Below are 21,476 nucleotides of genomic sequence, written 5' to 3'. Positions count from 1 at the left end.
GTTAAATTTTCAAAAGAAACTGGATCATATCTGCCAGCTTCTTTCTCTCTTTTTAAAATAAAAGCATCATCCTTTTTCTTCATATACATTAATCGATTAGAACAATATACTCCAATGGATGTAATAAACAATAAGACAGAAAATAGATAACGAAACAGCTTTCTCAAACCGATTCCTCCAGTTAGTACAGAAATTTAGCAGAAACTAATTTGAGTGTATCACTTCTTCCAAGAGAAACAAAATAGACAGTCGCTTCAATTATAAAAAAATAGACAAAGAATAGTGGCGCCTATGATAAAAAATCTTATGCAGAAATGATCAAATGGTTACATGATGGAACTAAAAGGGCGGAAGTTTATATATAGGAGGTAAGAAATAAAGAAAATCCTACACCCTCTTTAGGAATAGTAGAAGGTGTAAGATAAGTAGCTACTGTTTGGAGTTTTGTCTATTTGTCGGATGAATGGCTTTTTCCAAATCTTCTGCTGCGATTGTTTGTTTGACAGTATCTGCATTTGGTTTCCCAGCTTGGCTATACCCTTTTTCTCGTTTTTGACCCATTACTATCCCTCCTAAATGAATATAGTGATACTAGCAAGACTATTTGTGCTGTATCCAATTCTCTAATATAACTTGAGTAAAAAAATATGTTATTATACATACAGCATAGTAAAAAAGAAGGGTTGAATTATGGCAGAACATCATTTTTATTTAAAAGCAGATTGGCCAGGCTATCGTAATGATGTCGGTACAATTGAAAGTGGAAATTTAAAAACAAAAATATCGATTCCTAAAGAAATGGATGGTCCTGGTGTCGGTACAAATCCAGATGAAATGCTACTTGGTGCTGCAGCAACTTGCTTTATTATTACACTTGCAGCAATGATGGAAAGAAGTCGACTTGAAAAGGAAAGCTTAACATTAGAATCAGAGGCAGTGGTGGATGTGACAAACGGTGTATTCACTTATCAAAAAATTATTCATCGCCCGAAGATAATACTAAAAAAAGAGGCTACTGAAAGAGACATGAAGCTTGCAGCAAAACTTGCACAAAAAGCAGAAGAAAGCTGTATGATTACTAGAGCAATTAAAGGGAATGTAGAAGTCGAGCTAGATGAAACCATTGAGCTTGCATAGTAATGAACAGATAGTTGGAGGATAAACGTATGGCAAAAAAGCGGAAAAATATCCAAAAAGAAAAACAACAAGATAAGCCTGTTACATTAGGTGATCTTCTGAATGATCAATTAGCAACTCAACTCAAAAATAAAAAACAAGAGCTTAAAGAACAAGAAGAGGCTAAGCTAAAAGCAGAAGAAGAAAGAAAACGGGAAGAACGAAGACAAAGAGAGAAAAATAAAAGCTTTGAAGAATTGTTAAATGAAAACTCCATGAACTGGAAAGATTTTAAATAGGAATTAAAAGGATACCTTGCTTTAGCTAATGGTATCCTTTCCTTATATCTTAAAAGCTATTTTTTTCATATCCCATGACCTTGGTGAAATCTGTTTCTTTTATAAGTTTATTTTCTGGTAAAAGTAATGCCTGAAATTCCCTAAATAATGCCTGAATCTCCACATTATCATTGATAATAGCAATGTTCTTATGATAGTCTTCCTCACTAGAATAGGTTGTCATCTCCATCCATTTTGTTGGATCATCGTGACTTTGTAAGTAGGTTGTTTCTGTGTCCAGATAGTTTTTATAAATTTTACATGCTTTTTCTTGAATACGAAAATATTCATCCATTTTCTCCTCTTGTATATGGAATTCATATACTTTTACATACATACTCTCTCTCCTTTTCCAATGTTATCGATTGTCTTGTATATATATTATCATGAATATAAATAATAATTATTGCTTAATCACTCTTCTTCAGTAGAACTTCTAGAAAAAAGATAATGCTTTTAAAAAAGTAATAGAGGAATTAACAAAAACGCAGCTGCCAGAGTCAGAAATATTTGGTCTCGAATAAAGTAATAGTAGTATAAATGGGAGGAACATAAAGTGATTAGGAAAGAATTCCATTGTTAAAACTATAAAAATAATGATCGAATAGTGGATAATTAATCACAAAAAAAAGAAACATTAAAGGGATTGAATCTCCTCATTAATGTTTCTCTTATTTATTTACAAGTCTTATTTATTTAAAGTAACGGATGTTCATGCTTCATTTTTAATTTTGTCCATCTTTTTTCTACTTCTTGGTCAAAATCTTTTAGCATTTCTGTATTTTCATCTTTTAGTAAATGCTTGGTTTTCCCCATATATTTCAACCACTCTGTTAAAGGAATTTTTTTATTTTTTTCTTCTGGGTTATAAGTAATGGTTGTTATACCATTTTCCACTTCATATAGTGGAAAGAAGCATGATTGGACGGCTGCTTCCACTATTTTAGATCCGAATTTGTCATCTGTTTTCCAATTTAATGGACAATTAACAAGAATCTTCCCATAGACAGTACCAACATTTTGCGCATACCATTGTGCTTTTGCTCCTTTTTTTATTAAATCCAATGGAAAGGCTTCAGCACCTGTAAATACATATGGAATATTTGTAGCAGCCATAATTTGCGCGGTATCTTTATGATGAAATCCTTTACCTTTTTGAGTACGTCCTATATTACTTGTACTAGTCATATGACCAATTGGAGTAGAATAAGACATTTGTGAACCAGTATTCATATACCCTTCATTGTCGTATTCTAACATAATTAAATGATGATTTCTTAAAGCTGTTCCAATGGCTGACCCCATGCCAATATCCATTCCGCCATCACCAGTGACCATCACAAAAGTTGTATTATCAGCAATCTCTATTTCTCCTCTTTTTTGTAATTCCAAAAAGGCTTCTAATGTCCCGGATAATGTAGCAGGTCCGTTTTGAAATAAGTTATGCATCATTGTTTGCTTATGAGAAGTATGGGGGTAAGCTGTTGTCACTACATAAGCACAGCCAGTTTGGAATAATACAACAATATCTCCTTCAATGCCTTTAAAAAAGAGTTCAAGACCAGATAAAATTCCACAGCCAGGACAAGCCCCATGACCTGGAGCAAAACGTTTTGGTTTTGCAGTAAGGGTACGAAGGGGAGGAACTTTAACTTTTATAGTTTGTGTTTCTTCATCTTGGTTAACTTCAATTAATCCAGTATTAAAGTCGTCTTCTCCAAATTGTGGTTCCATCAATGGTTGTAATTTTTTATCTACCTCCCCTGGATAATGTCCATAATAATCAAACGTTTTAACAGTTTTCGATTGATTCATCACTTCAATGGCGAAATAAAATAAATTTTCTGCATCATCTGCATAAAAATCTTTTCCGCCTAATCCAAAAACACGACTTAATACAATGGTTTTATTAGATTTATCTTCCTGCAAAGCGGATTTTACTTCATGTGTAATATTTGGACCATGTCCACCGTAAGAATCAGCACGTTCCCCAACTAACAGTGCCTTTACATTTCTTAAAGCTTTTCTAATTTCTTCTGCAGGAAAAGGACGAATTAGATTTGGACTAATTACCCCAGCTTTTATCCCTTTTTCACGTAATTGATCTACCACATCTTTAGCTGTTTCAGCGGCAGAATTCAGTAGGAACAATGCAACATCTGCATCATCCATTCTATATAGGTCTAACAGGGGATAGTGTCTCCCGGCAATTTTTTCGAATTCCTTTGAAATCTCTATAAAAACATCTTTTGCTCGGTAGATTGCTTCCGATTGTTGGAAGTGGTTGTTTAATAAATCATCACCATTCATGTGTGCGCCAATGGTAACTGGCTGCTTTGGATTTCGAATAGCTGGATATTCTGTTGGGCAAGGACCAACAAAACGTTGAACAACTTCTTTATCTTGAAAATAATGGACTTTTCTTTTTTGATGAGAGGTAAAAAAGCCATCATAAGCTACAATTACAGGTAATCGAACTTTTGAATGCTCGGCAATTTTCAAGGCCAAAATATTCATATCATAAACAGCTTGAGGCGTTCTTGCTGTTAAAATGACCCAACCTGTATTTAGAGCAAAATATAAATCTGAATGATCGCCTCTAATATCGAGAGGACCGCTTATCGCACGGGTAACAAGATTTAATACCATCGGAAATCTTGTGCCAGATTGGACAGGAAGTTGTTCAAGCATATACATAAAGCCATTGGCACTTGTTGCATTAATTACGCGGGCACCTGTTGCAGCTGCTCCGTAACATATTCCTGCAGATCCATGTTCTCCATCAGCTGGAATTAATTGAATGTCGTGTTCGCCCCTTGTTTTCATTTGATCTAAATATTGTGCAACCTCTGTAGAAGGGGTTATAGGGAAATAGCCCATTATATGATAATTTATTTGCGCGGCAGCCATAGCAGCCATTTCATTTCCAGATTCAAATGTGGTTATTTGAACTGGTCTATTTTTGATTAACAGATCATTTTCTAATATAGACATTTAGGAAATCCCTCCTGAAATATAAGGAAAATTTTGGGATACTTTGTTATCATGCGTGAATCCTTGTTTCTCTTGGACTGTACTCAGTGCACTTGTTGGACACGCTTCAATACATTTTAGGCACCCCTTACAATATTGATAATCTATTCCTTGTAACGTCATTATTTGCTTCCCACGCTTATTTACTCTTTTGTCCCATACAAAGCAGAGGTCTGGACAAACAGTATCACAAGAAGCACAATTAATACAACTTTCTTTGTCGAATTTTGGAATATAACCTTGGCGAGAGCCGCCTAAATCCTTTTCCATACTATTTCCTTGTGTCGTTAGGACACCGCCGATAGTTTGGGTCGCAAATCCTAATGATGAGAGAGGGCGTGAGAAAGCATTTTGATGAGTATCTTGAGGTGTTTCATATTTTTTAAATACAACTTCTTCATAACCTCGGTCAAATGTTCTAATATTTGCTTCTACTAAGTGAGGATATTTTTTCTCGAATGTCCTTTTAATAACATTCCTAATAGCTTCTGGGTCTAGAAAATCACATATGCGAAATAGAGCACCAAGCATTGCAGTGTTCACTCTTGTCTTTTCTTTAACCGCAATTTTAAGTGCATCAACGATAGCTAATGTTCCGTGCTGAAGGTTTAAATCTCTTTTTACTTCGTCAAAATCTCTGGCAGAATTAACTAAAATAATTCCATCTGACTTTAGGCCACTTGATACATTTACGGTTTTATATAAGGCTTCATGAAACACCCCAATAACATGTGGCTCTTCAATAGGACTGTGGGCGCGGATATCTGTGGTGACATCACAGAAACGAATGAAACTCTTTACAGGAGATCCTTTTTTTTCAGAACCATAGGAAGAAAAGTTAGATCCGTTTAATCCTAAGCCTAGAACACCAGCTTCTGCTAACATTTTTCCAGCTAAGTTTGCACCAAGACCTCCGATGGATTCTAACCGAATTTCATAGAAACCTAGTTCATTTTTTGTTGGTAATATAGACATTTTACTCCCCCTCTTTAGAAGTTAAATCAACAGATTGTCTATTCCTTTAGTAGTATGAAAATTTAGAATTTTTAGTATAAACAATCAATATATCTATTTTAAGGGAAATTCAAAAATATAACTGTGTCAATTTTCGTAACTTTTTAGACGGTTTTCAATGAAAGTAGCACTTATTTATAAAAATATTCTCTTTCTGTCTATAATTCTACAAATCTATTTATACAGAAAAGTACCAAAAACAAACTTAACGCTCTAAGAAAATAAGGAAGGCTCGTTTAATTCATTTATTGAGAATAAATAATCTTTCCCGTTTCAGAAATATCATACCCACCAGCTGAAAGTTCACTTTTTAGCTCCTTTGTTTTAAGTAATTCAACTACTAATTGAATAAGCTGCTCGTTTGCTGATGACCTTAAAATCACCAAATCGTAGTTTTCTTTTACAAGTGGTAAAAAATCAATTCCAGATGGATAATTGATTTTTTCCATTCCAATTCCAAAATCAGCCTTATTCTGTGCAATTCCGACTGCTACGCTAAAATGACTTGTAGCAACTTCTTCATAGCCATGAATAGATTGGATTGTAATATTATTCATTCTTAAATGTTCATCTAACAATGTTCTAGCACCTGATCCAATTTCGCGATTCAGTAATTTAATGTCAGAACGTTGTATATCTTGCCAACTAATAATTTTTTTTGGATTTCCATGTTTTACATAAAATCCAGCCCATCTGTTTATAAAACGAATAACAATAAAAGAATGACTTACTAATATCTTTTTTAAATAGGGCAGATTGAAAGTGGAAGTTTCCCCATCAAATAAGTGAACACTAGCGATATCTACCTCCCCATTATACTGGCTAATGATTCCATTTAAACTGCTTGCGTATGAACGGAGAGGGCGGAAGTAGTCTACGCTGTTATCCAAATGTCTTGAGAGTATATCTAAAGAAGGGTCTTGTCCACTAATTATGATGGACCGAATATTGGTAAAAGGATCATGAAAGTGATTGGGAGAAAGGATAGGCAATCTAGATGATTCATTTGTTGTGGATTGTTTTTCTTTTGCATTCCATTTAAATTTCTCTAAGTCGGCTTCATCTACTCTCATTTGTCTGCCAACTCTATATGCAGCTAACTTCCCCTTTTTTATCAAGTCATAGACAGTTAGCTTTGAAACTTTGAGAATATCTGCAATTTCCTCCGTAGTATAAGATTTTTTGTGACTCATTTGTGAACACCTCGATTTTATTATTAGAATTTTCTGTATTTTATATTTACTAAGGTATTATTTATTCCTATAATCGTTATAACTAATTATAACTATTTATAACTAAATAGAATTAATTTCCTAGTTTCTTCTATTATATATTATACCTAGTTATAGTTAGATAAAAATAGAGTAGGAGGATCAAGATGAAAAATCAAGTTTGTATTTTTTTAGCCATTCTTATTTTGTTTATGTTACCAGGATGTAGCAACGATAAGGAGGCATCAGTTCAAAAGGAGAAGAAAGATGCAGTGGAACTATCGATTGCTGCTGCTGCAAGTTTACAAGAAGCAGTGGGAGAATTACAAGATGCTTTTAAAAAAGAATACCCCCAAGTAACCATTACTGTCAATTTTGGTAGTTCTGGTCAATTAGCACAGCAAATACAACAAGGTGCGCCAGTTGATATTTTTTTATCTGCTGATCAAAAATGGATGAATATGCTAGAAGATGAGAATTTAATTGTAAAAGAAACGAGAAAGGATTTTACAGGCAATAAAATAGTTTTGATAGGAGAAAAAGATAGTGATAAAGATTTCTTAACTTTTGAAAATTTAAAAGGGGATGAAATGGGACAAATTGCTATAGGAGATCCAGATAGTGTACCTGCTGGAACATATACGAAAGAAATTCTAGAAAATCTGGGTAAATGGGAAGAGCTTAAAAATAAATTTGTTTACGGAAGTGATGTAACACAAGTATTAACCTATGTTGAATCAGGAAATACAGATATTGGATTTGTGTATTCATCTGACGCACTTATTTCAGAGAAGGTACAAGTTTTAGCAGAAGCAGATTCCTCTTTGCATACACCGATTATTTATCCTGCCGCAGTATTAACTGACTCCACAACACAAGACACAGCAAACAAATTTATCGAGTTTCTACTTTCAAAACAGGCACAAACCATTTTAGCTGAATACGGATTTATTAAATAAATTTAATAAGCGAAAGGAGAAAGTTCTCTAGTATTCGAGGGAGAATATAAAAAGATGGATTATACACCCTTATTCTTATCGTTAAAAGTAGCTTCCATTGCCACAATTATTGTTTTTATTTTAGGTACTTTTGGTGCAAGAGCAATTGCTAGAGAAGATTTTTTGGGGAAAAGTGTGTTAGAAGCAATTATATTGTTACCACTAGTTTTGCCACCAACCGTTGTTGGGTTTGCCCTGTTATACCTTTTTGGAAAAAATGGTATATTCGGGAAATTATTATTTGAGTCGACTAATATACAAATTGTATTCACATTGTTCGGAGCAATCCTTGCAGCGATTGTTGTTGCTTTCCCACTTATGTATCAAAGTGCTTCTGCTGCCTTCCAAAATTATGACAAAAATATTGAAAATGCTGCAATAATCATGGGAGCAAGTAAGTTTAAAGTATTTTGGACCATTTCGTTTCCACTAGCCTGGCCTGGATTATTAGCAGGGGTTGTTCTCACATTTGCTAGATCACTTGGTGAGTTTGGTGCGACATTAATGATTGCTGGCTTTATTCCAGGTAGAACAAATACAATTCCAGTTGAAATCTACTTCGCTGTACAAGCTGGGAATACTTCTACAGCATCTTTTTGGGTGGTAATTTTAATTGTATTGGGTTTAGTTGCGAATATCTGGTTGAATTGGTGGAGCAAAAGAAATTTATTAAAATATAAAACAGATTAATAATCAAAGACTTTCATTTACAAAGATTAAGAGGTAATCAATTTAGGTAGAAATATTCCAAAAATAAAACAGGTGATATTAATGCTTATGTTAAACATGAAGAAGCAATTACAACATTTCACGATTCAGTTGCAATTTGAATCCAAAGATGACATTTTAATCCTTTTTGGTCCTTCTGGATCTGGTAAAACAACCGTTCTGAATTGTATTGCTGGATTAGATGTACCAGATGATGGGTTGATAAAATTTAACGAGCAGACTTTTTTTGAAAAAAATCGAGGAGTAATGCCGATTCAAAAAAGAAAACTAGGTTATTTATTTCAAGATTTTGCCCTTTTTCCCCATATGACCGTTGAAAAAAATATCACCTATGCAATGAAAAGTCAGTCGTTAGTAGATCATCTTGTCCAAGTAATTGGGATAGAACATTTGCTGAAAAAGTATCCAAGACAAATTTCAGGTGGGGAAAAACAACGAGTGGCTTTAGCCAGAGCCTTATCAACAGAACCACAATTATTATTGCTTGATGAACCATTTTCTAGTTTGGATCAATTTACGAAAAATGTTTGCTATGAAGAATTGAAAAGACTTCATCAGCTATGGAAAATCCCGATAATTATGGTTACACATGATTATGAGGAGGCAAAGATTTTAGGCAATCGCATTTTGTATATGAAGTATGGAAAATTGCAGGAAATGGAGTATTTAAATCAATAAAGTTAGAAAGAGGGATTTTGCTCATGAAAGCAAAATCCCTCTTTCAAATAAATTAGGAATTAAGAACTATTTTTTCTGGATATTTGTGTGAATGTTACAAAATTATGAATAAAAATGCAATTTGTAATCGATTGCAAGAAAAAACCATGTAAAATAATCTGACAATTATATTGAATTTTGAATTTACAGAAAATAATATCTTAGGTAATCAGCGAAAGAATTCCATATATTTACATTAATAATATGGAGATGTTGGAAACCTCTTAGAAATTTTAAAAGGAAGGGGGATGAGAAAGGGAATTACTAGAAACAAGAAATGCATTCGTGTATCAATTTATTTCAGGGAGGAGAGAGTGTGAAAACGATTAATCAAGAAGTGGAAGATCGCATTGCCCGTCATCCCTGCTATAGCGAGGATGCACATCATCATTTTGCCCGCATGCATGTAGCAGTGGCACCTGCATGTAATATTCGTTGCAATTACTGCAGTCGTAAATTTGATTGTGCAAACGAAAGTAGACCGGGAGTTGTTAGTGAAGTATTAAAGCCAGAAGAAGCAGTAAGAAAAGTGTTAGTAGTAGCAGGGGAGATTCCGCAGTTATCAGTAGTTGGGGTTGCTGGACCTGGAGATCCATTGGCTAATCCAGAAAAGACTTTTGCAACTTTTCGTGGGGTGGCAGAAAAGGCACCAGAACTAAAACTTTGCTTAAGTACAAATGGATTAAGACTTTTAGAATTTATCGATCAGATTCAAGAATTAAATATTGATCATGTAACGATAACGATTAATGCAGTTAATCCACAGATCGGGCAGCATATATACTCGTATATTTTTTATGAAGGTAAAAAATACAAGGGGATTGAGGCTGCTGAAATTCTAATTAATAATCAGTTGAAAGGGCTAGAAGCACTGACTGAAAAAGGGATTCTATGTAAAGTAAACTCAGTATTTATTCCAGGAATAAACGATCAGCATATGGAGGAAATTTCGAAGGCAGTGAAGAAAAGGGGAGCGTTTGTCCATAATATCATGCCTTTAATTGTTACTCCTGATACAGTTTTTGAAAGAAATGGAGTTAGGAACCCAACATCTAAAGAAATACAAGAAATACAAGAAAAATGTTCTGGTAGTTTGAAAATGATGAAACATTGCCGTCAATGTAGAGCTGATGCAATTGGATTGCTGGGAGAAGACAGAAGTGCACAATATACCAAGGACAAGATTATGAATGTTCCGATTCAATATGACCCAATAGCAAGAGAAACAATTCAGCAAGAACTTGAGTTGAAAGTGAAAGAAAAAAGCAAGAAAAAACAAGAACGAGAGGCATTAAAAAAAAGGAAAATAGAATCAGGTTCTTCAAGTCTTAGAATAGCTGTAACGACAAGAGGGAATGCAAGAGTCAATCTTCATTTTGGGCATGCGAAAGAATTTTTGGTTTTTGATGTGAAAGAAAAAGAAATTAAGTTTGTTGGTGTTAGGAAGGTTCAGTCTTATTGTGTTGGAAAAGTCGGTTGCAATACAAAACAGGTTCCAATACTTGCAGAAACCGCTGAGATTTTAAAAGATTGTCAGATGTTAATTAGTTCTGGCATTGGCAAAGCACCTCAAAAGTATTTGCAGGATAGAGGAATAGTTTCCATTATCCAATCAGGAAACATTGAAGAATTGCTTTATGAGAGTAGTAAATATTACAAGTATATGAACCATACGTCAGTAGAATATGTTTAATTCATTTGGGAAGTTTTAATTAAAATAGAGGGGGAATTACAATGCGTCAAATCGCTTTTTATGGAAAAGGTGGAATTGGAAAATCAACTACATCACAAAATACTTTAGCACAATTAGCAACAAAATTTGGTCAAAAAATTATGATTGTGGGATGTGATCCTAAAGCAGACTCCACTCGTTTAATTCTAAATACGAAAGCACAAAGTACAGTTTTAGAACAAGCAGCAGAAATGGGAACAGTAGAGGATCTAGAATTAGAAGATGTCATCGCAAAAGGTTATGGCGATATCCTATGTGTAGAATCAGGGGGGCCAGAACCAGGGGTTGGCTGTGCTGGACGTGGAATTATTACCTCTATTAATTTTTTAGAGGAAGAAGGAGCTTATGAAGGATTAGATTTTGTTTCTTATGATGTATTAGGGGACGTTGTATGTGGTGGTTTTGCAATGCCAATACGTGAAAATAAAGCGCAAGAAATTTATATTGTTTGTTCAGGTGAAATGATGGCGATGTATGCAGCAAATAATATTTCTCGCGGTATTTTAAAATATGCAAATAGTGGCGGTGTACGATTAGGTGGATTAATTTGTAATAGCCGTAATACGGACAGAGAAGCAGAGCTAATTTCAGAGCTTGCCCGCCGTTTAAATACACAAATGATTCATTATGTTCCACGCAATAATGTCGTCCAGCATGCTGAATTGCGTAAGATGACAGTTGCTCAATACAAACCAGAAGACCAGCAAGCAAAGGAATATGAATATTTAGCACAAAAAATATTGGAAAACGATATGATGACGATTCCTACGCCAATAGAAATGGAAGAGCTAGAATCCCTATTAATGGAATTTGGTGTTATTGAGGATGAAGAAACAGCAATCAAAAAATTAGAAGAGCAAGAAGCAGCTACTAAATAAAAGAGATTACTAGAAAAGAGGTGAGATTTGATGAGTACAAAAGTTGAGGAGAGTCAGGCATTAATTGATGAGCTGTTAGAGGTTTATCCGGAAAAAACAAAAAAATTCCGAAAAAAACATTTTCAAATTGCCGATGAAGAGACAATCGAATCTGGCAAATGTTCTATTAAATCCAATATCAAATCACGTCCTGGCGTTATGACCATTCGTGGATGTGCTTATGCAGGTTCAAAGGGAGTTGTTTGGGGACCGATTAAGGATATGATTCATATTAGCCATGGACCAGTAGGGTGTGGCCAATATAGCTGGGGAACCCGAAGAAACTACGCAAACGGTAAGTTGGGCATAAATAATTTTACCGCGATGCAAATAACTAGTGATTTCCAAGAGAGAGATATTGTATTTGGTGGAGATAAAAAGTTAGAGGCATTATGTAGAGAAGTGAAAAAGATGTTCCCACTTGCAAAAGGAATTTCCATTCAATCTGAATGTCCTGTTGGATTAATTGGTGATGATATTGAAGCGGTTGGGAAGAAAATGACCAATGAGCTGGGGATTCCAGTTATTCCAGTTCGTTGTGAAGGATTCCGAGGAGTTAGTCAGTCACTTGGCCATCATATTGCAAATGACACTATTAGAGATCACGTTATGGGTACTCGAGAACTGGCAGAGTCGGGTCCATATGATGTAGCTATTATTGGAGACTATAATATTGGTGGAGATGCATGGGCTTCTCGCATTCTTTTAGAAGAGATTGGCTTGAGAGTTATTGCTCAATGGTCAGGAGATGGATCCATCAATGAATTAGGAATCACCCATAAATCAAAATTAAATCTGATACATTGTTATCGCTCCATGAACTATATGGCTACAACATTAGAAGAAAAGTATGGTATTCCTTGGATGGAATATAACTTCTTTGGACCAACGAAAACAATAGAAAGTTTGCGTGCGATTGCGGCCCATTTTGATGAAACAATTCAAGAAAATGCAGAAAGAGTAATAGCTAAATACCAACTTGAGATGGATGAAATCATTCAAAAATATCGTCCTCGGTTAGAAGGGAAAAAAGTAATGCTCATTATTGGTGGATTGCGTGCCCGCCATACTATCGGTGCTTATGAAGATTTAGGGATGAAAATTGTAGCGACTGGATATGAATTTGCACATAAGGATGATTATGAGAAAACACTATCAGAATTACATGATGGAACCATATTGTATGATGATCCAACTGCATATGATATAGAATTTCTATCAGATAAATTAGATATAGATTTAATGGGTGCTGGTGTAAAAGAAAAATACGTTTATCATAAATTGGGAATTCCATTTAGACAAATGCATTCATGGGATTATAGCGGTCCTTATCATGGGTTTGATGGATTTAAAGTATTTGCAAAAGACATGGATACTGCTATAAATAGCCCTGTTTGGGATCTATTGGCAGCACCATATTAAGTAAAGGAGGGGGGATAATTATGGCAAAAAATCCTGAAATTCAAGATCATAATACTTTATTTCAGAGTGAGAAATATAAAAAACAAGCAGAAAATAAACTGCTATTTGAAGCGCCATGTTCTATACAGGAAGTAGAAGAAACAGAAGATTATTTAAAAACGGAAGAATATAAAGATATAAACTTTAGCAGAGCTGCAGCTACCATTAACCCTGCAAAAGCTTGTCAACCTCTAGGGGCAGTATTAGCAGGTTTGAGTTTTGAAGGAACACTTCCTTTTGTTCACGGTTCTCAAGGCTGTGTAGCCTATTTTCGTAGTCACTTTGCTCGGCATTTTAAAGAACCTGTACCAGCAGTTTCTTCGTCTATGACGGAAGATGGAGCTGTATTTGGAGGAATGAGAAATTTAATTGAGGGGCTTCAAAATAGTAGCGCCTTATATAAACCGAAAATGATTGCAGTAAGTACAACTTGTATGGCAGAAGTTATTGGGGATGATTTAAGTGCATTTATTGAGAATGCACGGATAGAAGGAGCAATCGATAAAGAATTTCCAGTTCCGTTTACCAATACTCCTAGTTTTGTAGGATCTCATATTCATGGTTATGATTCTATGATGCGCTCGATACTTTCCTACTTGTCCGAGAAAAAAGGAGATATAGAAAATAAGGTTCCTACAGATAAAATAAATATTATTCCTGGATTTGATACGTATACAGGTAATTTCGCAGAATTAAAAAGAATTTTAGAACTAATGAATGTAGATTATACCATTCTAGGTGATCATAGTGGCAATTTAGATTCTCCAGCAAATGGTGAATATAACTATTACTATGGTGGCACCAAATTAGAAGATGTTGCACAGGCTCCTAATGCAAATGGAACTATTTTGCTACAAAAATATTCTACTAAAAAAGTAGAAAAGTATATTAAGACATCATGGCATCAAAAAACGATTTCATCGTGGATGCCGATAGGAATTAAAAATACCGATACTTTATTAGAAAACATTAAACAATTGTCTGGTAGAGATATACCAGCTGTTCTCAAAGAAGAACGTGGAAGAGTAGTAGATGCTTTAACTGATTCCCATGCCTATTTACACGGTAAGCGTGTAGCCTTGGCAGGAGATCCAGACTTACTACTTGGGTTAATCTCCTTTTGCTTGGAAGTTGGGATTGAACCAATTCATATCGTTTGCACGAATGGAGATAAAAAATTCAAAAAGGAAGCTGAAGAGCTTTTATTAAAAAGTCCATATGGTATTGGCGGAAAAGTTCACATAGGAAAAGATTTATGGCATATGCGATCTTTATTGTTAACAGAACCCGTTGATTTTGCAATAGGTAGTACACATATGAAGTATTGTGCAAAAGATGCTAATATTCCTTTGGTAAGAATCGGTTTTCCAATTTTTGATCGACATCACATGCATCGATATCCAATTATCGGTTATCAAGGGACATTAAATGTATTGACGTTAATTGTTAATACTATATTGCAACAATTAGATGATGAGGCACCAGATCATAGCTATGATACAGTACGGTAAGTAAGAATTGTCAGCGGGATATCTATAATCTCGCTGACAATCAACTTTTTAGGGATTAAGCGGAAATTTTTTGATAGGGGGGGATTATAGCATGGAGAAATATGTTGTAGAGGCATTTGCTGAACCAGCATGTGAACATAACTCGGTAAATCAGGCACATAAAGGTTGTGTTCAGCCAACTCCTGGTGCGGCATCAGGTGGTTGCTCTTTTGATGGCGCTCAAATTACTCTTCTTCCCATTGTCGATGCAGCACATCTTGTGCATGGACCTATTGCGTGTGGCGGAAATAGTTGGGAAGCGAGAGGAAGTTTAAGTTCGGGGTCCTATCTTTATCAATATGGATTAACTACAGATCTTAAAGAACAAGATATTATCTTCGGTGGAGAGCAAAAATTGAGAGGGGCAATTCATGAAATTGCAGACAGATTTAGTCCACCGGCTATTTTTGTTTATTCGACTTGTGTGACCGCCCTAATAGGTGTAGATTTAGATTCCATTTGTAAAAGCGAAAGCAAAGTAATTGGAATTCCTGTAATTCCAGTGAATAGCCCAGGATTTGTTGGTAGTAAGAATATGGGCAATAGATTAGCTGGTAACGCATTGATGGACCATGTAATTGGAACTGATACTCCTCCAATAGAAACACCATTTGATATAAATTTAATTGGAGAATATAACATTGCCGGAGAAATGTGGGATATAAAAGAACTTTTCGATCAAGTGGGTATACGCATTTTAGCTAATATTACAGGAGACGGAAGGTTTCATAAAATTAGATGGGCGCATAAAGCGAAATTAAATATGGTTGTATGCAGTAGAGCGTTGATTAACATGGCAAGAAAAATGGAAGAAAAATACGATATTCCATATTTTGAAGGATCTTTTTACGGAGCAAAAGAAACAACCCTATCTTTACTAACCATTTCATATATGCTTAACAATCAAGAATTAATGAAAAAAGTCCGAGCTTTTACAAAAGCGCAAGAAGAAAAACTAGCATTTGATTTAACTAAATTTCGTAAAAAATTATTAGGAAAAAGAGCAATACTTTATACTGGTGGGGTGAAAAGTTGGTCTATCATTTCTGCACTCCAAGAACTAGGAATAGAGGTAGTAGGAGTTGGCACAAATAAAAGTACGATGGATGACATTGAACGTATAAAAGAAAGAATTGGAGAATCGGCAAAATTAATAGAATCCGGAGGAGCCAGCAAGATATTAGAAACTTTTCGTAATGAAAGAGCAGATATTATCATTGCTGGGGGGAGAAATATGTATGTTGCCTTAAAAGAACAGATTCCTTTTCTTGATGTAAACCAAGAACGCCATCATGCTTATGCTGGATATGTTGGATTAAAACGGTTAGCAGAACAATTAGTGTATGCATTGGAACACCCGATTTGGGAATTACTTCAATCTCCTTCTCCTTGGAAGGAGGTAGGAAAAGAGTGACAATTGTAAAACTAGATAAGAAACTTGCCATTAACCCACTAAAAGTTAGTCAAACATTGGGTGGAGTTCTGGCGCTTCAAGGATTATTCCGTGCTATCCCGCTTGTACATGGATCTCAAGGTTGCGCTGCTTTCATTAAAGCACTTATGACACAGCATTATCGGGAACCAGTTTCTATTCAAACGACTGCTCTTCAGGAAATGAATATTATCTTTGGTGGGGAAAGAAGCACAATAGAAGCAATGGAGACAATACTTAACAAACATCATCCTTCATTGATGGCAGTATTAAGTACTGGTTTAACGGAAACTGCTGGAGATGATTTAATAGGAACCATTAAAAACTATTTAAAAACAAATGAACCAAACTGTTTTATTTTCCCTGTTGCTTTACCAGATTTTGAAGGATCGTTAGAATCTGGCTTTCAATTAACCGTTGAAGCGATGATACGTGGTTTAGTGGAACAGCAGAAGTTTACATTACCGTTGAAAAAAAAACAAAACCAAATTAATTTGCTAGCAGGATCTTTTTTAACGGCAGGAGATGTAATGGAAATAAAAAAAATTATCCAATCATTTGGATTTTCTGTCATAACAGCACCAGATATCTCCACTTCGTTAACAGGATCTTTACAAAAAGGTTTTTCCCCATTATCACAAGGGGGGGCTACGAGGGAGCAATTACAGGGATTATTTGAATCGGAAATGACAATTGCTGTGGGAACTAGTTTGGAAAAATCAGCTCAAATGTTGGAAGCAGCAGCAGGAGTACCTTATCGGTTGTTTCCTAGCTTAACAGGATTAAAAGCTAATGATGAATTTTTTTCTTTTTTGCAATCGTTAAGTGGAAAAAAAGGAGACTCATTTTACCAGTGGGAAAGGGATAATTTACTTGACTGTATATTGGATTCCCATTTTTACTTTTCTGGGAAAAAAATAGTTATTGGCTTAGAACCAGATCATCTTTTTTCTATTGTTAACGTCTGCAAAGAATTAGGCGGAACGATAGATGGATTAGTCAGCAGCTTTTCAGCTAAGGTGCTATCAACTATGGAGGAAGATATATTCATCGGTGATTTAGACGATTTAGAAACCATGGCTGATAATGCGGATCTGTGGATAAGTAATTCTCATGGTGAAAAGGGAGCAGATAGGAAAAATGTTGCATTCCTTCCAATAGGTTTTCCAATTTTTCATCAAATTGGTAGTTCCTTATTTACAAGTGTTGGATACCGAGGAACAACGAATTTGATTATAAAAATGAGTAATTTATTAATGTAAAAGAAAGTGGGGGGTTACATATGAAAATCGCCTTTGCTACAGATGATGGAAAACATGTTGACACACATTTTGGCTATACAGAGTCTTTTGATATTTATGATATTTCAAAGGAGAAATATGAAAAGGTTCAAACTAGAGTTGTTTCATGTGCTAGCGAGATAAGTGAAAATAATCGAATTGACTATCGAATAAATAGAATAGTAGATTGTAAATTACTTTTTATTACACAAATAGGACCAGCTGCAGCCGCTCGGGTAACTAGAAATAAGATTATGCCCATTAAAGTTAAGGAAGGAACGTTAATACAAGAGCAGTTGGATCGATTGCTGTTGTTGTTACAAAGCAAGCCACCATTGTGGTTAGCAAAAGCGTTAAATAGTGAAAAGGAGAGTAAATTATAGGGAGTAAGAAAAGGAGATAGGTATGAGTTTGGAACAAAATCAAGATAAACCGATTGATTTTTCTAGTCGTTATAGCCGTCAGTTAAAGTTGGTAGGCTTAGAGGGGCAACAAAAGTTAAAAGATGCAACAGTATTTATAGCTGGGATTGGTGGATTGGGCGGAACAACAGCCATTTATCTTGCGGCAGCAGGAGTCGGAAAATTAATCATTTTTCATGAAGGGAATATTGCTTTGCCAGATTTAAATCGCCAAATTTTAATGGAGAGCAATAAAGTAGGAAAACAAAGAATACCAAGTGCTCTTAACAGCATTAAACGGATAAACCCAGAAGTGATAGTGGAAGCTTATCCGGAAAAAATTAGTTATGAAAGGGTTTATCCATTAGTAAAAAGGGCTGATGTAGTAGTAGATGCTCGTTATGATTTTCCAGAAAGATACGAATTAAATCGCCTTTGTGTAGATACTGGAAAAATAATGGTTGAAGCAGCTATGTCAGGATTTGAGATATCCTTAACAACCATTAAACCAAAAGAAACGGCATGTCTTGCATGCGTATTTCCCCAGCAGGACCCGAAATGGGAGCCGCTTGGATTCCCAGTACTTGGAGCAACATCAGGTATAGCAGGTTGTTTAGCCGCCATGGAAGTAGTAAAAGTGATAACAGGTATCGGTGAACCTTACTTCAATAAATTATACCGTTTTGATTCTTTACAATTTCAGTCTTCCACTTTTTCTTTAAAAAGAAATCCATTATGCACACATTGTGTTGGAAAGAGGGATGAATGATGTTCGATAAAAACTTGCAAGATTTATATGATGCGGAAGATTTTTTTGAGTTCTTTAAGGTGCCATATCATCCAGAAATATTAAATGTATCCCGTGTTCATATATTAAAGCAATTTCAAAAATATCTAAAAGAAAGTGGTTACTTTGAAAGTAATGAAAGTGAAAAAGAAATATGGAATATTCAAAGAGCTTTATTATTTAGAGCATATCGAGATTGTGTTAAACCTACCCCAATAAGACAAAAATTTTTCCCAGAGTTTTATAAAAAGAATGGAGCTTTTTTTGCTTTTGATCAAATTAGACAAAGGGAGGAGAAAAAGTGATGTATTGGACAGAGGAGGCAACCAACAAATTAATAGAAATAGTAGAAAAACAAAAAAGAAAAGAAAATGGCATTCGAATTATTGCTCAACCTGATGATATAGAGGGCTTCACATATGAGCTATACTGGGAACATCAAGTAATGCCTACTGATGAAACAATAAAACAGGAAGGATTAAATATTTTTATAGATAAACAGTCACATCAGCTATTAGAGGATACAGTCGTTTATTTTACGATTCAAGAAGGTAAAGAGGGGATATTTATCATGAAAACAACCTCTGACTGTTCAACTTGTTCCACTGTTTGTTTTTAATTAAAGGAAAGGGAGAAGGGGTGTAATAGTGAATATTCAATTTTGTGATACTACTCTAAGAGACGGTGAACAAACAGCTGGAGTTGTTTTTACAGCCTATGAAAAACAAATGATTGCAACACTTTTAGCAGATGCAGGTATAGAACAAGCGGAAGTTGGAATTCCTGCAATGGGAGTAGAAGAACAAAAAGTTATTCACTCTTTAGTAGAAATGCAGCTTCCAATCCAATTAATCACATGGAATCGAGCAGTTAAGGCAGATATAGATGCATCTATACAAACGGGAGTAAATTGGGTTCATATCTCGATACCAACTTCAGAAATCATGATGAAGCATAAATTAAAGAGAAATAAGGAGGAAATAGCTCTCCAGATTCAGCGAGTAGTGGCTTATGCACAATCTTTTAATCTACATGTATCTGTTGGATTTGAAGATGCGTCGAGATCGTCTCTTTCTTTTTTGATGGAGTTAATTCATTTATTATATCAAAATGGAGTGAAGCGATTTCGTTATGCTGATACAGTTTCCGCATTATATCCTTATACAGCTGAAAGGAATATAAAGGAATTAGTAAGGAATTGCCCAGAAGATATTGAACTGGAAATACATTGTCATAATGATTTTGGCTTAGCAACAGCTAATACACTAGCTGCTATCCAGGCAGGAGCAAAATGGGCCAGTACAACAGTTGGTGGCATCGGAGAAAGGGCAGGTAATGCAGCTTTTGAAGAAGTAGCTATGGCATGGAAGCACTTATATAACGGCAAGATAAATGTAGATACTACCTATTTTCATTCACTAAGCGACATGGTATTTCAATCCTCAGGTAGACGAATTCCCGAAGCGAAGCCTATTGTAGGATCGAAGGTGTTTACCCATGAATCTGGTATACACGTAGATGGTTTATTAAAATATAGTAAAACCTATCAAACCTTTGATCCAATGGAAGTTGGCCAGAATCACCATTTCGTTTTAGGAAAGCATTCAGGTTTAAAAGCAATCTACTATTTTTTAGAACAAGAAGGCATACAACTTGAAACAGGGAAAGCGCAAGTACTCCTTGATTATGTGCGTTCTAACATGAACGAAACGAAGAAAACAATCGAAATAGCAGAATTGAAAAGTGTTATTTTTCAATTAGACAAATAGCTACTGAGTAATAATTGTTCAAATAAAAAATAGGAATAGTGATACCTATTTTTTATTTGAACAATACAAGTTAAAATCACTATTACTTCTTAATTTATTTCCATATAATTTTCTTCTTATAGCATTGTTTTTTGGAAAAGTAATGATTGGGATGCTTAAATTAATGCCAAGTTTTTCTGACTATATTCCTCGATTTTATCCTTTTTTTGAATCTACTATTAATATACCTTTCCAAATGTTTTCTCTTTATCGCTAAATAATATGTTCTTAATAGACAGAAAGACTCCGAATGAATGTTAGAATGATGGGTTGGTGGAAGGAACACCTACATTGATGGAAGTTTCACTCTTCGTATTAGCCCTGTATAAATGTTTGCTTTTCTTATATGATAGGGAAAGAAATAGGGATATGATTAATGGAGAGGATAGTGTGTTAGACATGCGATTAAAGTATGGTAAAAAGATAACAGAACGGAAAATTCGTTATGATTCTACAACAGAAGATTATCCATGCAAACTTCTTCACGCTGATACTAGGAAAATTACACTTTTACATCAAGTTGAAAAGCCGTTTGAAATGAGGAAGGGGAAACAAAAGCTAGTTATTCCAAAAGGGACATTTACGTTTGCCTATTATTGGTTAGATCAGCCATATAATTTATATTTTTGGAGAGATACAACTGGAAAATATTTAGGTGCATATTTTAATATTGTTAGAAAAAATTGGATTCAAAATGATATTGTATTGTTTGAAGATTTAATCATTGATCTTGTAGTAAAACCAAATGGTACTTATTATATTTTAGATCAAGAGGAACTACCAATTCCTTTGCAAACTTTTGAAAATGGCTATGTAGATGATGCCTTACATATGTTGTTAGAGAGGAAAGACAATATCATTGAAGAGGTAAAGGCTGAAACGAAGCTTTTTTTAGATAGAATAAAAACTGTATGAGTAAAATGTTTGTGGGAGAATAAATATCCTTTTTGTC

At 34.8% G+C, this 21,476-nt stretch carries 22 protein-coding genes; 17 read left to right on the top strand and 5 right to left on the bottom strand.

The features are described 5' to 3' along the window. Positions 1 to 429 precede the first annotated feature (429 nt). Positions 430 to 561 carry a hypothetical protein gene (locus ADJ83_RS26505; RefSeq protein WP_269320386.1) on the bottom strand — a complete coding sequence of 44 codons (132 nt, stop codon included), beginning with the start codon at positions 559 to 561 and terminating at the stop codon, positions 430 to 432. 129 nt (positions 562 to 690) lie between these two features. On the opposite strand from ADJ83_RS26505, the gene ADJ83_RS08925 reads away from it, so the two are divergent. Both ADJ83_RS08925 and ADJ83_RS08920 read left to right on the top strand, forming a co-directional pair. Then, a complete protein-coding gene (locus tag ADJ83_RS08925; protein WP_031538379.1) occupies positions 691 to 1,137 on the top strand; it encodes an OsmC family protein in 447 nt (148 codons plus the stop codon). 29 nt (positions 1,138 to 1,166) lie between these two features. Beyond that, the gene (locus ADJ83_RS08920) at positions 1,167 to 1,415 is read left to right on the top strand and encodes a YqkE family protein (protein WP_031538377.1); all 249 of its coding nucleotides are present in this window, start codon (positions 1,167 to 1,169) and stop codon (positions 1,413 to 1,415) included. A gap of 49 nt (positions 1,416 to 1,464) precedes the next feature. On the opposite strand, the gene ADJ83_RS08915 is transcribed toward ADJ83_RS08920, so the two are convergent. From ADJ83_RS08915 to ADJ83_RS08900, 4 genes are all read right to left on the bottom strand, one after another. Next, a complete protein-coding gene (locus tag ADJ83_RS08915; protein WP_031538376.1) occupies positions 1,465 to 1,791 on the bottom strand; it encodes a hypothetical protein in 327 nt (108 codons plus the stop codon). Positions 1,792 to 2,150: 359 nt separating this feature from the next. Further along, a complete protein-coding gene (locus tag ADJ83_RS08910) occupies positions 2,151 to 4,448 on the bottom strand; it encodes a transketolase C-terminal domain-containing protein (protein ID WP_031538375.1) in 2,298 nt (765 codons plus the stop codon). Next, entirely contained in the window at positions 4,449 to 5,462 is a 1,014-nt protein-coding gene (locus ADJ83_RS08905; RefSeq protein ID WP_031538373.1) for a 2-oxoacid:acceptor oxidoreductase family protein, read from the bottom strand. It lies immediately after the preceding gene. A 284-nt stretch (positions 5,463 to 5,746) separates the two neighbouring features. Then, entirely contained in the window at positions 5,747 to 6,694 is a 948-nt protein-coding gene (locus ADJ83_RS08900; RefSeq protein ID WP_031538372.1) for a substrate-binding domain-containing protein, read from the bottom strand. Positions 6,695 to 6,879: 185 nt separating this feature from the next. Here ADJ83_RS08900 and modA point away from each other — a divergent pair, with 185 nt between their 5' ends. From modA to ADJ83_RS08825, 15 genes are all read left to right on the top strand, one after another. Further along, positions 6,880 to 7,671, top strand: coding sequence for a molybdate ABC transporter substrate-binding protein (modA, locus tag ADJ83_RS08895; RefSeq protein ID WP_031538370.1), 792 nt, complete (start codon positions 6,880 to 6,882; stop codon positions 7,669 to 7,671). A gap of 54 nt (positions 7,672 to 7,725) precedes the next feature. Continuing rightward, positions 7,726 to 8,400 carry a molybdate ABC transporter permease subunit gene (modB, locus tag ADJ83_RS08890; RefSeq protein ID WP_031538368.1) on the top strand — a complete coding sequence of 225 codons (675 nt, stop codon included), beginning with the start codon at positions 7,726 to 7,728 and terminating at the stop codon, positions 8,398 to 8,400. Between the two features lie 81 nt (positions 8,401 to 8,481). Continuing rightward, positions 8,482 to 9,117, top strand: a complete 636-nt coding sequence (locus ADJ83_RS08885; RefSeq protein WP_031538366.1) for an ATP-binding cassette domain-containing protein — start codon at positions 8,482 to 8,484, stop codon at positions 9,115 to 9,117. Between the two features lie 355 nt (positions 9,118 to 9,472). After that, positions 9,473 to 10,849, top strand: coding sequence for a nitrogenase cofactor biosynthesis protein NifB (gene nifB, locus ADJ83_RS08880; RefSeq protein WP_160314250.1), 1,377 nt, complete (start codon positions 9,473 to 9,475; stop codon positions 10,847 to 10,849). 35 nt (positions 10,850 to 10,884) lie between these two features. After that, on the top strand, positions 10,885 to 11,766 hold the full coding sequence (nifH, locus tag ADJ83_RS08875) for a nitrogenase iron protein (RefSeq protein WP_349205121.1): 882 nt from the start codon (positions 10,885 to 10,887) through the stop codon (positions 11,764 to 11,766). 30 nt (positions 11,767 to 11,796) lie between these two features. Beyond that, complete coding sequence (nifD, locus tag ADJ83_RS08870; protein ID WP_031538363.1) at positions 11,797 to 13,227, top strand: nitrogenase molybdenum-iron protein alpha chain; 1,431 nt, start codon at positions 11,797 to 11,799, stop codon at positions 13,225 to 13,227. Positions 13,228 to 13,247: 20 nt separating this feature from the next. Then, entirely contained in the window at positions 13,248 to 14,777 is a 1,530-nt protein-coding gene (gene nifK, locus ADJ83_RS08865) for a nitrogenase molybdenum-iron protein subunit beta (protein ID WP_031538362.1), read from the top strand. Positions 14,778 to 14,868: 91 nt separating this feature from the next. Continuing rightward, entirely contained in the window at positions 14,869 to 16,230 is a 1,362-nt protein-coding gene (gene nifE, locus ADJ83_RS08860; protein WP_031538361.1) for a nitrogenase iron-molybdenum cofactor biosynthesis protein NifE, read from the top strand. Further along, positions 16,227 to 17,510: a nitrogenase iron-molybdenum cofactor biosynthesis protein NifN gene (nifN, locus tag ADJ83_RS08855; RefSeq protein ID WP_031538360.1), complete on the top strand. Its 1,284-nt coding sequence runs from the start codon at positions 16,227 to 16,229 to the stop codon at positions 17,508 to 17,510. Before nifE ends, nifN begins: the two co-directional genes overlap by 4 nt. Before the next feature lie 20 nt (positions 17,511 to 17,530). Continuing rightward, the gene (locus ADJ83_RS08850; protein WP_031538359.1) at positions 17,531 to 17,911 is read left to right on the top strand and encodes a NifB/NifX family molybdenum-iron cluster-binding protein; all 381 of its coding nucleotides are present in this window, start codon (positions 17,531 to 17,533) and stop codon (positions 17,909 to 17,911) included. Between the two features lie 22 nt (positions 17,912 to 17,933). Beyond that, a complete protein-coding gene (locus tag ADJ83_RS08845) occupies positions 17,934 to 18,698 on the top strand; it encodes a HesA/MoeB/ThiF family protein (protein WP_048717548.1) in 765 nt (254 codons plus the stop codon). Beyond that, entirely contained in the window at positions 18,695 to 19,021 is a 327-nt protein-coding gene (locus ADJ83_RS08840; protein ID WP_065429067.1) for a nitrogenase-stabilizing/protective protein NifW, read from the top strand. Before ADJ83_RS08845 ends, ADJ83_RS08840 begins: the two co-directional genes overlap by 4 nt. Then, on the top strand, positions 19,021 to 19,335 hold the full coding sequence (locus ADJ83_RS08835; protein WP_031538356.1) for a HesB/IscA family protein: 315 nt from the start codon (positions 19,021 to 19,023) through the stop codon (positions 19,333 to 19,335). Before ADJ83_RS08840 ends, ADJ83_RS08835 begins: the two co-directional genes overlap by 1 nt. Before the next feature lie 28 nt (positions 19,336 to 19,363). Next, complete coding sequence (gene nifV / locus ADJ83_RS08830; protein WP_160314249.1) at positions 19,364 to 20,485, top strand: homocitrate synthase; 1,122 nt, start codon at positions 19,364 to 19,366, stop codon at positions 20,483 to 20,485. Positions 20,486 to 20,923: 438 nt separating this feature from the next. Next, a complete protein-coding gene (locus ADJ83_RS08825) occupies positions 20,924 to 21,439 on the top strand; it encodes a DUF402 domain-containing protein (protein ID WP_031538354.1) in 516 nt (171 codons plus the stop codon). Positions 21,440 to 21,476 lie beyond the last annotated feature (37 nt).

Origin of the sequence: Bacillus sp. 522_BSPC, assembly GCF_001076885.1 — a bacterium.
Lineage (GTDB): Bacteria > Bacillota > Bacilli > Bacillales > Cytobacillaceae > Niallia > Niallia hominis.
Note: the sequence above shows the minus strand (reverse complement) of the source record. Positions and strands in the feature narration are given on the sequence as shown.

Coding starts and splice junctions, on each gene's coding strand:
- nifD (WP_031538363.1), top strand. CDS start 11,797: ATGAGTACAAAAGTTGAGGAGAGTCAGGCATTAATTGATGAGCTGTTA.
- ADJ83_RS08905 (WP_031538373.1), bottom strand. CDS start 5,462: ATGTCTATATTACCAACAAAAAATGAACTAGGTTTCTATGAAATTCGG.
- modB (WP_031538368.1), top strand. CDS start 7,726: ATGGATTATACACCCTTATTCTTATCGTTAAAAGTAGCTTCCATTGCC.
- nifK (WP_031538362.1), top strand. CDS start 13,248: ATGGCAAAAAATCCTGAAATTCAAGATCATAATACTTTATTTCAGAGT.
- ADJ83_RS26505 (WP_269320386.1), bottom strand. CDS start 561: ATGGGTCAAAAACGAGAAAAAGGGTATAGCCAAGCTGGGAAACCAAAT.
- ADJ83_RS08850 (WP_031538359.1), top strand. CDS start 17,531: ATGAAAATCGCCTTTGCTACAGATGATGGAAAACATGTTGACACACAT.
- ADJ83_RS08920 (WP_031538377.1), top strand. CDS start 1,167: ATGGCAAAAAAGCGGAAAAATATCCAAAAAGAAAAACAACAAGATAAG.
- ADJ83_RS08885 (WP_031538366.1), top strand. CDS start 8,482: ATGCTTATGTTAAACATGAAGAAGCAATTACAACATTTCACGATTCAG.
- ADJ83_RS08910 (WP_031538375.1), bottom strand. CDS start 4,448: ATGTCTATATTAGAAAATGATCTGTTAATCAAAAATAGACCAGTTCAA.
- nifE (WP_031538361.1), top strand. CDS start 14,869: ATGGAGAAATATGTTGTAGAGGCATTTGCTGAACCAGCATGTGAACAT.
- ADJ83_RS08825 (WP_031538354.1), top strand. CDS start 20,924: ATGCGATTAAAGTATGGTAAAAAGATAACAGAACGGAAAATTCGTTAT.
- ADJ83_RS08925 (WP_031538379.1), top strand. CDS start 691: ATGGCAGAACATCATTTTTATTTAAAAGCAGATTGGCCAGGCTATCGT.
- ADJ83_RS08845 (WP_048717548.1), top strand. CDS start 17,934: ATGAGTTTGGAACAAAATCAAGATAAACCGATTGATTTTTCTAGTCGT.
- ADJ83_RS08840 (WP_065429067.1), top strand. CDS start 18,695: ATGATGTTCGATAAAAACTTGCAAGATTTATATGATGCGGAAGATTTT.
- modA (WP_031538370.1), top strand. CDS start 6,880: ATGAAAAATCAAGTTTGTATTTTTTTAGCCATTCTTATTTTGTTTATG.
- ADJ83_RS08915 (WP_031538376.1), bottom strand. CDS start 1,791: ATGTATGTAAAAGTATATGAATTCCATATACAAGAGGAGAAAATGGAT.
- ADJ83_RS08835 (WP_031538356.1), top strand. CDS start 19,021: ATGTATTGGACAGAGGAGGCAACCAACAAATTAATAGAAATAGTAGAA.
- ADJ83_RS08900 (WP_031538372.1), bottom strand. CDS start 6,694: ATGAGTCACAAAAAATCTTATACTACGGAGGAAATTGCAGATATTCTC.